The organism is Rhizobium sp. 21-4511-3d (assembly GCF_053522545.1).
In genome coordinates, this window is sequence record NZ_JBNWCF010000016.1 from 34,182 (window position 1) to 46,471 (window position 12,290).

Genomic DNA, 12,290 nt, shown 5'->3' on the forward strand with positions numbered 1-12,290 from the left:
AACATGGATTTGGCGGAAAGTAAGGTCGCGGGAAGAGCCATCTATCAACCGGGTGCGAGCAGCATCGAGGGCCTACCCACCGCTTTGCAGATGTTCCACGCCCATCCGCCCGTCATGGTTATGCCCCACTGGCACGCGCAGGTCGAGGTCAACTATGTGATGCGCGGCACCGTGCATTACCGGATGAGCGACCACCAATTTTCGCTGAAGGCCGGCGAGATGTGCCTGTTCTGGGGCGGCCAGCCGCATCAGATGGACGAATCATCCGACGATTCGATTTATGCCGGCGCCCATCTGCCGCTCGTCTATTTCTTCCGCATGCGCCTGCCGGTCGCCATCTCCAGCCAGCTGATGCGCGGCGCGACCATGCTGACCTCGGCGACCGATGCCGCCGACAACGAGAATTTCGCCCGCTGGCACCGCTACGCGACCTCCGGCGATCCGGCAAAGTCGCAGCATGCCGTCGACGAGCTGCTCCTGCGCATCGAGCGCATCCTGCTCGAACCCTATTCGATGATCGGCCTTGGCGCCGAGCTTGCCGAGAACGACCCGCCCTACGCGCAGTCGTCGCGTAACGTGGCGCGCATGTGCGATTTCATCGCCGCCAACTTCATGGAGGATATCGACACGATCGATATCGCCCGGGCCGCCGATCTTCATCCCAAATACGCGATGAACCTCTTCAAGAAATCAACCGGCATGACGCTCAGCAAATATGTGAACCTGCTGCGGCTCTCGCGCGCCCAGGCGATGCTGATGAGCGAGGAAGCGAATGTGCTGCAGGTCGCCATGGACAGCGGTTTCGGCTCGATCAGCGCCTTCAACAAATCCTTCCGGCACATCGCCGGCATGTCGCCCTCCGATTTCCGTCGCGACCTGCGCTCTTCGGGAATTTCGACGGCAAACTGAACCCATTCACATCAAACACGGAGACGTCCCCATGGCCGGAAGACTGGCAGGCAAGATTGCGATCATTTCCGGCGGCGCGACGGGCATGGGTGGGGCGGCATCGAAGCTCTTTGCGGCCGAGGGCGCAAAGGTGGCGATCATCGACCGCAACGAGGCAGCGTCCGCCGAGACCGTGAAGGCTATCCGGGATGCCGGTGGTACTGCCGAATACTGGGTCGCCGATGTCTCCGACGAAAAGGCCGTCAATGATGCGGTGAAAGGCGTCGAGGAGAAGTTCGGCGCGGTCACGGTGCTCTTCAATCACGCCGGTACGATCGTCATCAAGCCGTTCCTCGAAACGACGCTCGAAGAGTGGGAATGGCTGCATGGGGTCAACGTCCGCTCGATGTTCCTGATGACCAAGGCCGTGCTGCCGAAGATGATTGCATCAGGTGGCGGCTCTATCGTCTGCACCTCGTCTATCTCGGCCGTTGCGGCAACGCCGATGGAAGTGCTCTACGACACGACAAAGGGCGCCGTGCATATGTTTGCCCGCGCCATCGCCGTCGAGTTCCGCGACCGCAATATCCGCTGCAATGCCGTCTGCCCCGGCTTCATCCGCACGCCGCATGGCCTGCGCGAGGTCGCCGAACTGCAGAAGCTCGGCGTCGATGTCTCCGACGCGGCGATCGCCGCCCAGCAGGGCCGGATCGGCGAGCCCGAGGATGTGGCGCGAGCCGCGCTTTACCTTGCCAGCGACGACTCGAATTTCGTCAACGGCGTCCATCTCTTCGTCGACAACGGCTTCACGGCGATCTGAAAGGTTTTGGTAACCACGACTGGCCAAATCGCCGCAGCGGATAAAATAGATAGCGAATAATTTGAATCCTATCGAATTTAATGCTATATATGCCGCATGACCTCCTACAACAGCCTTCAGCGCGTCTTTACCGCCAACCTGCTTTCGACCGGCCGCCAATGGCGCCGTGCGGTCGACCTCGCTCTCAGCAGCCACGGAATTTCCGAGGCCTGTGCTGCCCCCCTGCTCTGGATCGGCCGCCTCGGCGGCGGTGTCCGGCAAGTGGTGCTCGCAAGCCATGTCGGTATCGAGGGCCCCTCGCTGGTGCGTCTTCTCGACCAGCTCGAGACGCTCGGTCTTGTCGTGCGCAAGGACGACCCGGCCGACCGCCGGGCCAAGGGTCTCTACCTGACCGAAGAAGGCAGCGCGCTTGCGGCGCGCATGGAAGCCGTGCTCGACGAGTTGCGCGGACGCATCATGCAAGACGTCAGCAAGGCTGACCTCGAAGCCGCCGTGCGTGTGCTTCAGGCCTTCGACAATATCGACGTGACGCAGACCGGCGCCATCGAAAAGGAAATCGAGGCAGCGTCGTGATACCTGGATGGCGTGACTGGTTGTTTTCGGGCAAGGCGTTCCTTGCGTCGATGCTGGCGCTTTTCGTGGCGCTGTCGCTCGACCTGCCGCGACCCTATTGGGCGATGGCGGCCGTCTATGTCGTGGCAAATCCACTGGCGGGCGCCACGAGCTCCAAGGGGCTCTATCGCGCGCTCGGCACGCTGCTCGGCGCGTCGGCGGCCGTGTTCTTCGTTCCCCTCTTCGTCAACGCTCCTGAACTGCTGTCGATCGTCGTCGCACTTTGGACGGGCACGCTGCTTTTCATCTCGATGCTTGATCGCAGTGCCAGAAGCTATGTCTTCATGCTGGCCGGCTATTCGCTGCCGATGATCGCCCTGCCCTCCGTCGGCTCACCGGAGACGGTCTTCGACACCGCGCTCGCCCGTTCGGAAGAGATCATCATCGGGATCGTCTGCGCCAGTCTCGTCAGTGCCGTCGTCTTTCCTGCCAGCGTCAGCTCGCTGCTCGGCCAGCGCATCACCACCTGGCTCGACGATGCCGGAAGCTGGGCGGACGAGATTCTGCGCGGCGAAGGCGCCTCGCCCGCGACCCCGCTGAAGCGGCAGAAGCTCGCCTCCGACGTGACGGGCCTCGATCTCGTCATCAGCCAGCTCGGCCATGATGCCAACGGCCGCGATATCGTGCGCCATTCGCGCGAACTGCGCGGTAGATTGCTGATGTTGCTACCGCTGTTTTCCTCCCTCGCCGACCGCCTCCATGCCCTGAAATCATCAGGACAGGAGCTGCCGCCGGCACTTTCCGTTCTGCTCAACGACGCCGCATCCTGGCTGCAGCAGGGCGGCGGCGGAAAGCCCGACGCAACAGGCGCCAGGCTGCGCCACCGCATCGACGACGTCCAGACATCCGCGAGCAGCGAGACCGGCTGGAATGCTCTCCTCTATCGCAGCGCCCTTGCCCGCCTCGGCGAGATCGTCGATCTCTGGCACGATTGCCTGACGCTGCGCGACGAGATCGCCAGCGGCCGTCATGCAGGCCCCTGGCATCCGGTTTTCCGCCATCGCCAGGTGGTCGGCCGCGTCCGGCACTATGATTTTGCGCTGATTGCCTTTGCCGCCGGTTCGGTCGTGGCGGGCATCGCGGTTGCCTGCTTCTTCTGGATCTTCACCGGCTGGCAGAATGGCGCGGGCTTCGTGACCATGGCGGCCGTCGCCTGCTCGTTCTTTGCGGCGATGGATCGCCCCGCGCCCTTCATCCGCTCGATGTTCATCTGGTCGGCGGTCAGCCTGGTCATCTCCTTCACCTACATCTTTGCCATCCTGCCGGCGGTCAATTCCTATGAGCTCCTGGTGGTGGCCTTCGCCCCGCCATTCCTGCTGCTCGGTCTTCTGATCACCCGCCCGCAATTCAACATGCTGGCGATGCTGCTTTCAGTGAACAGCGCCTCCTTCATTGCCCTGCAGGATCGCTATACGTCCGACTTCACGACCTTCACCAACGAGGCGATCGCAGCCCTTGCCGGCATCGGCTTTGCCCTCGTCTGGACGCTGATCGCAAGGCCCTTCGGCGCCGAACTTGCCGCCTGGCGGCTGGTGCGCGCCGGATGGAAGGATCTGGCGGAAACGGCAGCCGGCGAGCGCCGCACCGATCATGAACGGCTCTCCGGCCGCATCCTCGACCGCCTCGGCCAGCTCGTTCCGCGCCTTGCCGCGGTCGAAGACCGGGAGCTGAAGAAGGTCGACGGCTTTGCCGATGTCCGTCTCGGCTTCAACGTCTTGATGCTGCAGACGAAGCGGAAGGAACTGAGCGGCGCGAGCGCCGTCTCCATCGGCCGCGTGCTGACAGGCGTTTCCGATTTTTACCGCTCGAGGCTCGACGCCGGTCAGGCGATCGATCCGCCCGATATGTTACGGGCGACGATCGACGACAGCCTGGGAACGATCGCCCATGAACAGGCGGAAACCCGGGACAATATCGATGCGCTGGTCGGCCTCCGCCGCGCACTCTTCCCCGAGGCGCCGCCGCCGGAACATTGGCCGGCCCCCGAAGCCATCCCCGCCCCCCTTCAGATTGCAGCCGAGTAAACTGTCATGCCTGCCGAATTCGATCTCTATGGCGTCTATGTGCCGCGCCTTCTCGTTCTCATGGTGCTCTCCTTTCTTCTCGTGATGATCGTCCGCCGCGGACTGAGCTGGCTCGGCGCCTATTCGCTCGTCTGGCACCGCGGCCTCTTCGATCTCTCCCTCTATGTGCTGCTCCTTGGAGCGGTCTCCTCTCTGACACGCTGGTACTTCGCATGAACACGCTGAAATCAATCTCCCGCCTGATCGTCACCCTCGCCTTCGTTGCCGCTGCCGTCTATGCCGGTCATGGCCTCTGGGTGCATTACATGGATGAACCCTGGACGCGCGACGCGCGCCTGCGCGCCGATGTCGTCGGCATCGCGCCCGATGTGTCCGGCCTCGTCAGCGACGTCGCGGTCAAGGACAACCAGTCGGTCAAGAAGGGCGACGTCCTCTTCCGCGTCGATGGCGAACGCTTCAAGATTGCGCTCGCTCAGACCGAAGCGGCCCTCGAAGGCGCCAAGGCGGCCCTCGAACAGGCCCGCCGCGAGACCGAACGCCAGGAGCGCCTCGGCGACGCTGCCTCCATGCAGCAAAAGGAACAGGCCCGTACTGCCGCCGACCAGGCCGAAGCCACTTACCTCCAGGCCGTCGCCAACCGCGATCTGGCCCAGCTCAATCTCGACCGCTCGGCCGTCAAGGCCACCGTCAACGGCACGGTCTCGAACCTCAGCCTGCGTCCTGGCGACTACGTCACGGCGGGAACGGCGAAGGTCGCGCTCGTCGATACGGATTCGCTGCGCGTCGAAGGCTATTTCGAGGAAACCAAGCTGCCGCGTATCCATGTCGGCGAGAGCGTCACCATCCATCTGATGGGCCATCGCCAGACGCTGGAAGGCCATGTCGACAGCATCGCCACCGGCATCGAGGATCGCGAGCGCACCTCGGGTACGGGGCTGCTTGCCAATATCAACCCGACCTTCAGCTGGGTGCGCCTGGCGCAGCGCGTTCCCGTCCGCATCAATCTCGACAAGGTGCCGGATGACATCAAGCTGATCGCCGGCCTGACGGCAACCGTCGAGGTCGGCGGCCACAGCGGCGACCTTGCATCGCTGAACTGAGGCTTCTCAGAAGAAGTGATAGAGGGAGGACGCCAAATATTGTCCTGATGTGGTTTTTTTGATGAACCTGCGCCCGAGCGTCGAGGCGCAGATGCGTTAGAATACCGCTTGATCCAGAAGGCTAATGTGAAAGTCCTGGAAACTCAGTGAGTGGGTGACCCGCGTAGCCTAAGCCGTCGCTACACTGGCCGGTATCCAAACACGAGCTCTCCATTCGTGCGGTGGTCAACTAGTCTCGCGCACTAAGCTTGGTTCGATTCTTTTCTTTCCCGTCAAGCTTTCCAGTAGTTCCGGCGAATGAGAAGCAATCTCTCTGCTGACTGAGGCGGCATATTCATTGAATTGACGAATGTTAGCGGTGCTATCGTCTACACGAAGTGGAATTTTGCGCCCAGCATCTCTTACCAACACTAAGCAGACCTTAGGCGAAACCGGCATCCATATCTCGGCATCTGGGTTCGCCAAACCGTTGTGTCCCCCATTCCCTATTCGCATCGCCATCCTACTTGTCAGGATGTAAGAATGCGTCCCTCGGCTCATCACCCATCTCGCTTGGAACGGCACCAAAGCTTCATGCACATCGTCAGATTCTCTGACAGTGGCGGTCACCCGAATCTGCCGCCCATATTCCCGGAGCCGAGCTGCATTTCCCAACTCCTTCTGTAGAACGACCCGGTCTTCATCAAGTAACTCTCCAGAGGTGTCCGCCAGCAACTCTTCGACAAATTCTCGGCCCTTTGTCTCATCTACATACGCGGCAACAAAATCAGGCGTCCTTTTGGTCATCTCAAGGACAACACGTTGCAAGCTTGTTAAGGCCCTACCTGAAAAGGTCGGCACGACTCCCCGATCGAAGGACTCGAACACCTCTGGAAGCACCTTTCCGAGGTAGTCATCAATCGGCCCATAAAATCGCCGCTCAACGACGTCAGACGAGACACCATCGACCTCGACGGTATAGTAATTTCGCAATTTGAATGTCTTGTCGATCAAGCGCAACTTTGGCGCCTCGAACAATCCATCTTCTCCTCGTCGCGAGTGCCAGATCTCTTGTTTGGATACAGCGAACCTCCTTTGAAGAACCTGCGGAACGTAGTGATGGTTTTTCGATCTCTGTGACATCAGATGATATCCGTGAAAGGGGCAAGATTCGGAAGTCGGACGTATTAAGCGAAAGCGAGGAGGCCGATTAAAATGCTTCGGCTTCCATACCTTAACTCTTCGGATGGCTGTCCCCAAAGCTAAAGCTGATTCCGCCAGCCCGGCCGGCGCGACGCAGCAGAAGCGTAAGCTTATCTGACACGCCGCCTTGCAAACCTAAGCCGCCACAAATGATATCAGTGAGGTTGTAGACAGTCACCGTGGCGCTGAAGCGAATTGTTATTCAAGCGAACACTTTGATAGATAAACAGAAGTTACCTCGAATACCCGGATTGGCCCGGAGAATCAGAAGTCCCAGTCCTCGTCTTCGGTAGCCACGGCCTTACCGATGACGTAGGACGAGCCGGAGCCGGAGAAGAAGTCGTGGTTCTCGTCGGCATTCGGCGAGAGCGCCGACAGGATCGCCGGATTGACCTTGCAGGCTTCCGGCGGAAACAGCGCTTCATAGCCGAGGTTCATCAGCGCCTTGTTGGCGTTGTAATGCAGGAACTTCTTGACGTCCTCGGTCAGACCGACGCCGTCATAGAGCGCCTCGGTATATTTCGCCTCGTTGTCGTAGAGCTCCAGCAGCAGATCGAAGGCAAAGTCCTTGATCTCCTGGCGGCTCGCCTCCGGCAGCCGCTCGACGGCACGCTGGAACTTGTAGCCGATATAATAGCCATGCACCGCCTCGTCGCGGATGATCAGGCGGATCATGTCGGCGGTGTTGGTGAGCTTGGCGCGGCTCGACCAGTACATCGGCAGATAGAAGCCGGAATAGAACAGGAAGCTTTCGAGGAAGACACTCGCGACCTTTTTCTTCAAGGGATCGCCCGAAGCATATTGCTCCATGATCAGCGCCGACTTCCGCTGCAGGAATTCGTTCTCCTCCGACCAGCGATAGGCGTCGTCGACATCCGGCGTCAGGCAGAGCGTCGAGAAGATCGACGAATAGGAACGCGCATGCACCGCTTCCATGAAGGAGATGTTTGAGAGCACCGCCTCCTCATGCTGGGTCGCGGAATCCGCCATCAGCTTCACCGAGCCGACGCCGTTCTGGATCGTGTCGAGCAGCGTCAGCCCGGTGAAGACGCGGATCGTCAACTGCTGTTCCTCGGGCTTCAGCGTCGCCCAGGATGGAATGTCGTTCGATAGCGGCACTTTTTCCGGAAGCCAGAAATTGCCTGTTAGGCGGTTCCAGACTTCGAGGTCCTTGTCGTCCTCGATGCGGTTCCAGTTGATGGCGCGGATGCGGCTGACTGGTTTTACGGCGATGTTCATAGTGTGCCCTTTGGAAGGAATTCATCTGTAGCCCCCTCATCCGCCTGCCGGCACCTTCTCCCCGAGGGGAGAAGGGATACCGCGGCGGCTCTCGCTCAACATCCCCTCTCCCCTCGGGGAGAGGGCTAGGGTGAGGGGGCCGCTTGCTCAAGACATTATGCTAACGCATCAAAGCGTACACGACACACACCCTTCCACCTGCGTCCCCTCCAGCGCCATCTGGCGAAGGCGGATGTAGTAGATGGTCTTGATGCCCTTCTTCCAGGCGTAGATCTGCGCCTTGTTGATATCGCGAGTCGTCGCGGTGTCGCGGAAGAACAGCGTCAGCGACAGGCCCTGATCGACGTGCTGGGTCGCCGCCGCATAGGTGTCGATGATCTTCTCCGGCCCGATCTCGTAGGCATCCTGGTAGTAATCGAGATTGTCGTTGGTCATGAAGGCGGCCGGGTAATAGACGCGGCCGATCTTGCCTTCCTTGCGGATCTCGATCTTCGAGACGATCGGGTGGATCGATGAGGTCGAGTGGTTGATGTAGGAGATCGATCCCGTCGGCGGCACGGCCTGCAGGTTCTGGTTATAGAGACCGCCCGACATGACCGCTTGCCTCAGCGCCATCCAGTCTTCCTGCGTGGGAATTTCGATACCGGCATTGCTAAACAGATCAGCAACCGTCTGCGTAGCCGGTTTCCATTCCTGCTCGGTGTATTTGTCGAAATATTCGCCGGACGCATATTTCGAATTCTCGAAACCCTTGAAGCTCTGGCCACGCTCGACTGCCAGCCGGTTCGATGCACGGATGGCATGGTAGGTCACCGTGTAGAAATACATGTTGGTGAAATCGACGCCCGCTTCGGAGCCGTAATGGATCCGCTCGCGGGCGAGATAGCCGTGCAGGTTCATCTGTCCGAGACCGATGGCGTGGCTTTCGTCATTGCCCTTCTCGATCGACGGAACCGAGGAGATATGGCTCATGTCGGAGACTGCCGTCAGCGCCCGGATCGAGGTCTCGATCGTCTTGCCGAAATCGGCCGAATCCATTGCTGCGGCGATGTTCAGCGAGCCGAGATTGCAGGAGATGTCCTTGCCCATATGCTTGTAGGACAGGTCGTCGTTATATTCGCTGGCCTCGCTGACCTGCAGGATTTCCGAGCAGAGATTGCTCATGGTGATGCGCCCGGCGATCGGGTTCGCCTTGTTCACCGTGTCTTCGAACATGATGTAGGGATAGCCGCTCTCGAACTGGATTTCGGCAATCACCTGGAAGAAGTCGCGTGCCTTGATCTTCTTCTTGCGGATGCGGCTGTCGGCCACCATCTCGCGATACTTTTCGCTGACCGAAATCTCGGTGAAGGGCACGCCGTAGACGCGTTCGACGTCATAAGGCGAGAACAGGTACATATCCTCGTTGTTCTTGGCGAGCTCGAAGGTAATGTCGGGGATGACGACGCCGAGCGACAGCGTCTTGATGCGGATCTTCTCGTCGGCATTTTCGCGCTTGGTATCGAGGAAACGCATGATGTCGGGGTGGTGCGCATTCAGGTAGACCGCGCCGGCCCCCTGCCGTGCGCCGAGCTGGTTCGCATAGGAGAAGGCGTCCTCAAGGAGCTTCATCACTGGAATGATGCCAGACGACTGGTTCTCGATATGCTTGATCGGCGCACCGGCCTCGCGGATGTTGGTCAGCGACAGCGCCACGCCGCCGCCGCGCTTGGAAAGCTGCAGCGCCGAATTGATCGAGCGGCCGATCGATTCCATATTGTCCTCGACCCGCATCAGGAAGCAGGAGACGAGCTCGCCGCGCTGCTTCTTGCCGGCATTGAGGAAGGTCGGCGTCGCCGGCTGGAAGCGGCCGGAAATGATCTCGTCGACCATGTCGCGGGCGAGCGCCTCGTTGCCGCGTGCCAGCGCCAGCGCCACCATGCAGATACGGTCTTCGTACCGCTCCAGATAGCGCTTTCCGTCGAAGGTCTTCAGCGTGTAGCTGGTGTAATATTTGAAGGCGCCGAGGAAGGTCGGAAACCGGAACTTCTTGTCGTAGGCGTGGTCGAAGAGATCGCGCACGAAATTGAACGAATACTGGTCCAGCACCTCCTGCTCGTAATAGCCCTCGGTCACCAGATAGTCGAGCTTCTCCCGGAGGTTATGGAAGAAGACGGTGTTCTGGTTGACGTGCTGCAGGAAATATTGCTTGGCCGCCTGCCGGTCCTTGTCCAGCTGGATCTTCCCCTCGTCGTCATAGAGGTTAAGCATCGCGTTCAGCGCGTGGTAATCCAGCGCGGCGTCAGCGGCCTGCGCCTTCAAGGGGCGCTCGAGAACTGCCGTGTCCAAAATCGTTCCAATCCGTGTTTGACATTGGCGACGTCGTCGGCCGTGCCGAGAAGCTCGAACCTGTAGAGGTACGGCACCTGGCATTTGCGCGAGATGATGTCGCCGGCAAGCCCGTAGGTCTCGCCGAAGTTGCTGTTGCCCGCAGCGATCACGCCGCGAAGGTTCGAACGGTTTGCCGTATCGTTCAAGAAACGGATCACCTGTTTGGGCACGGCCCCCTTGCCGCCCTCGCCGCTATAGGTCGGAACGACAAGCACATAGGGCGACCCTGCCTGCAGGGTCTCGCCGGTGATGGGGATGCGCTGCGCGGGAAGGCCGAGCTTCTCGACGAAACGATGGGTGTTCTCCGACCGGCTGGAAAAATAGACGATCTCGCCCATCGCGGCAGCCGATCAGGCGAGCGCGCTGATCATGTCAGGGCGAAAGCCGGCCCAATGCTGCTCGCCGGCGATGACGACGGGGACCTGACGGTAGCCGAGACCCTGTACCAGCTCGTAGGCAGCGCTATCGGTGGAAACGTCGATGATCGTGTAGTCGATGCCCTGTCGGTCGAGGGCGCGGGTGGTCGCGGTGCACTGGACGCAGGCGGGCTTGCTGTAGACGGTGATGCTCATTGTGAAAACCTCGTGACTGGAAGGCATGGGATATCGCTCGGACATCCGCCGATGTCCGCGCTTGGGAAGATCGAAATGGAAGGCAGCCGTTGCCGATTGCCGGGCGTCAGCAGCCCGTCATTCGCGCCGGTATGATCTGAAACTCAAAGACATTAGACTTCACCCCGAAGTGGCACATGCAGGACACACCGGAGGAAGCGAAGAGCCGCATCATGCGCGCACCTCATCGCTCGCCAGCCGGACACCCCGCCCGTGGACGTTTTCGCTCAAGGCAGGTCTCCTGGCTTGCGGATCATCACATTCATCCCGGCCTTCCCGGGTCTTCATGACCCAGTGACCCGAAATGGGACAGATGCTCGCCGCTCACAGTTGCGGGGGCAGCTCCGGCATTGTCCCGCTTTGCGGCGGGCCTCACCGAATTCCCGTCTTAGCCCACGACCCCTACGAATCGTGAGAACCTCGAACACTAGATATAGTACGCGAGTCAAAATCAGCGTCAATAATTTGTTTGCCAACAGCACTGAGGAAAGTGGGGAAATCCGGCGAACATGGTGAATGGGGAGTAAACGCAGCCTGTGTATCAAGGCCGGCCACTCCCCTCCCGCGATCAATCCGCAGCCGAAAATCTGTACGTAGTGCCCTGCCGCTCGGCATAGCCGACGCCGGGATAGGCCCAGTGGTAGCCGAGCAGCTTGAGCTTCTCGCCGGCGGCACGGTCGAGCACCATCTTGCGGTTTGCGAGCGCGATCTCCGGCTCGGTGTCAAAGCCGAAGTGCCAGTCCGGATGTTCGAAGAAGACGACATTGCTGGTTGCGGCATCGCCGGTGATCAGCAGATTGTCGCGGCCGCGAAGCTCGAGCGAGATATGGCCGGGCGTATGCCCGCGCGTGCTGACCGCCTGCATGCCGGAAACGATGTCGTCGCCGGGCTTTACCAGCGTCAGGCGATCCCTGACGGCGTTGAGATCGCGCTGGGCGCCACGGGCAAAGCCGTGAAGCGCTTCGGGCATGTGGATCTCGAAATCCTTGTCCGTCCAGAAGGCCCATTCGGCTTCGCTGACATAGTAGTCGGCATTCGGATAGAGCAGCGTTCCGTCGGGATTGACCGTGGCGCCGGAGTGATCGGGATGAACATGGGTGAAGATCACCTTGGTGATCGCTTCAGGGTCGATGCCCGCTGCCTTCAGATTTCCTGCAAGGCGCCCTGCTGTATCCTGAAAGCGCGTGCCCGATCCATTGTCGACGAGGATCAGATCCTTGCCTATCCGGATCAGCGGAATGTTGACCTGGAAAGGAGCGGCCGTCGCATCGCCGCCGATACGGCCGAGGATGGCGGGGCGATCCTCCGCCGGCGTATCCGGCAGAATGATCTGGTCCGGCAGCATAATGAAACCATCGCTGAAGACGGTTATGTCGAATGCACCATGTTCGAAGCTATAGGGATTGGTTTCGGTCATGCGGGTCATCTGAACATCCTCCGGTTT

The 12,290-nt window shown here is 60.3% G+C and carries 12 protein-coding genes and 1 riboswitch; of the genes, 6 read left to right on the forward strand and 6 right to left on the reverse strand.

Annotation, left to right across the window (positions count from 1 at the left end; genetic code table 11):
• Positions 1–3: 3 nt before the first annotated feature.
• The 6 genes from ACQZ5H_RS27355 to ACQZ5H_RS27380 all read left to right on the forward strand — a co-directional run bounded on the left by ACQZ5H_RS27355 (position 4) and on the right by ACQZ5H_RS27380 (position 5,444).
• On the forward strand, positions 4–909 hold the full coding sequence (locus ACQZ5H_RS27355; protein WP_112718560.1) for a helix-turn-helix domain-containing protein: 906 nt from the start codon (positions 4–6) through the stop codon (positions 907–909).
• 31 nt (positions 910–940) lie between these two features.
• Positions 941–1,708 (forward strand): SDR family NAD(P)-dependent oxidoreductase, encoded by a 768-nt coding sequence (locus ACQZ5H_RS27360; RefSeq protein WP_112718562.1) that lies wholly within the window; start codon positions 941–943, stop codon positions 1,706–1,708.
• Between the two features lie 96 nt (positions 1,709–1,804).
• Positions 1,805–2,281: a MarR family winged helix-turn-helix transcriptional regulator gene (locus tag ACQZ5H_RS27365; RefSeq protein ID WP_112718646.1), complete on the forward strand. Its 477-nt coding sequence runs from the start codon at positions 1,805–1,807 to the stop codon at positions 2,279–2,281.
• Between the two features lie 50 nt (positions 2,282–2,331).
• Positions 2,332–4,344, forward strand: coding sequence for an FUSC family protein (locus ACQZ5H_RS27370; protein WP_449099531.1), 2,013 nt, complete (start codon positions 2,332–2,334; stop codon positions 4,342–4,344).
• 6 nt (positions 4,345–4,350) lie between these two features.
• Complete coding sequence (locus ACQZ5H_RS27375; RefSeq protein ID WP_112718564.1) at positions 4,351–4,560, forward strand: DUF1656 domain-containing protein; 210 nt, start codon at positions 4,351–4,353, stop codon at positions 4,558–4,560.
• On the forward strand, positions 4,557–5,444 hold the full coding sequence (locus ACQZ5H_RS27380) for an efflux RND transporter periplasmic adaptor subunit (protein WP_449099532.1): 888 nt from the start codon (positions 4,557–4,559) through the stop codon (positions 5,442–5,444). Before ACQZ5H_RS27375 ends, ACQZ5H_RS27380 begins: the two co-directional genes overlap by 4 nt.
• 225 nt (positions 5,445–5,669) lie before the next feature.
• On the opposite strand, the gene ACQZ5H_RS27385 is transcribed toward ACQZ5H_RS27380, so the two are convergent.
• From ACQZ5H_RS27385 to ACQZ5H_RS27410, 6 genes are all read right to left on the reverse strand, one after another.
• On the reverse strand, positions 5,670–6,566 hold the full coding sequence (locus tag ACQZ5H_RS27385) for a DUF4238 domain-containing protein (RefSeq protein WP_449099533.1): 897 nt from the start codon (positions 6,564–6,566) through the stop codon (positions 5,670–5,672).
• 324 nt (positions 6,567–6,890) lie between these two features.
• Positions 6,891–7,865, reverse strand: coding sequence for a class 1b ribonucleoside-diphosphate reductase subunit beta (gene nrdF, locus ACQZ5H_RS27390; RefSeq protein ID WP_449099534.1), 975 nt, complete (start codon positions 7,863–7,865; stop codon positions 6,891–6,893).
• Between the two features lie 168 nt (positions 7,866–8,033).
• Positions 8,034–10,193 carry a class 1b ribonucleoside-diphosphate reductase subunit alpha gene (gene nrdE / locus ACQZ5H_RS27395; protein WP_449099535.1) on the reverse strand — a complete coding sequence of 720 codons (2,160 nt, stop codon included), beginning with the start codon at positions 10,191–10,193 and terminating at the stop codon, positions 8,034–8,036.
• Positions 10,163–10,573 (reverse strand): class Ib ribonucleoside-diphosphate reductase assembly flavoprotein NrdI, encoded by a 411-nt coding sequence (nrdI, locus tag ACQZ5H_RS27400; protein ID WP_449099536.1) that lies wholly within the window; start codon positions 10,571–10,573, stop codon positions 10,163–10,165. Before nrdI ends, nrdE begins: the two co-directional genes overlap by 31 nt.
• Positions 10,574–10,585: 12 nt before the next feature.
• Positions 10,586–10,807, reverse strand: a complete 222-nt coding sequence (gene nrdH, locus ACQZ5H_RS27405; protein ID WP_109462202.1) for a glutaredoxin-like protein NrdH — start codon at positions 10,805–10,807, stop codon at positions 10,586–10,588.
• A 253-nt stretch (positions 10,808–11,060) separates the two neighbouring features.
• Positions 11,061–11,284, reverse strand: a riboswitch (cobalamin riboswitch).
• Between the two features lie 130 nt (positions 11,285–11,414).
• Positions 11,415–12,272 (reverse strand): MBL fold metallo-hydrolase, encoded by an 858-nt coding sequence (locus ACQZ5H_RS27410; protein WP_449099537.1) that lies wholly within the window; start codon positions 12,270–12,272, stop codon positions 11,415–11,417.
• Between the last annotated feature and the right edge of the window lie 18 nt (positions 12,273–12,290).

Coding starts and splice junctions, on each gene's coding strand:
- ACQZ5H_RS27365 (WP_112718646.1), top strand. CDS start 1,805: ATGACCTCCTACAACAGCCTTCAGCGCGTCTTTACCGCCAACCTGCTT.
- ACQZ5H_RS27410 (WP_449099537.1), bottom strand. CDS start 12,272: ATGACCCGCATGACCGAAACCAATCCCTATAGCTTCGAACATGGTGCA.
- nrdH (WP_109462202.1), bottom strand. CDS start 10,807: ATGAGCATCACCGTCTACAGCAAGCCCGCCTGCGTCCAGTGCACCGCG.
- ACQZ5H_RS27375 (WP_112718564.1), top strand. CDS start 4,351: ATGCCTGCCGAATTCGATCTCTATGGCGTCTATGTGCCGCGCCTTCTC.
- ACQZ5H_RS27385 (WP_449099533.1), bottom strand. CDS start 6,566: ATGTCACAGAGATCGAAAAACCATCACTACGTTCCGCAGGTTCTTCAA.
- nrdF (WP_449099534.1), bottom strand. CDS start 7,865: ATGAACATCGCCGTAAAACCAGTCAGCCGCATCCGCGCCATCAACTGG.
- ACQZ5H_RS27355 (WP_112718560.1), top strand. CDS start 4: ATGGATTTGGCGGAAAGTAAGGTCGCGGGAAGAGCCATCTATCAACCG.
- ACQZ5H_RS27360 (WP_112718562.1), top strand. CDS start 941: ATGGCCGGAAGACTGGCAGGCAAGATTGCGATCATTTCCGGCGGCGCG.
- nrdI (WP_449099536.1), bottom strand. CDS start 10,573: ATGGGCGAGATCGTCTATTTTTCCAGCCGGTCGGAGAACACCCATCGT.
- ACQZ5H_RS27380 (WP_449099532.1), top strand. CDS start 4,557: ATGAACACGCTGAAATCAATCTCCCGCCTGATCGTCACCCTCGCCTTC.
- ACQZ5H_RS27370 (WP_449099531.1), top strand. CDS start 2,332: ATGCTGGCGCTTTTCGTGGCGCTGTCGCTCGACCTGCCGCGACCCTAT.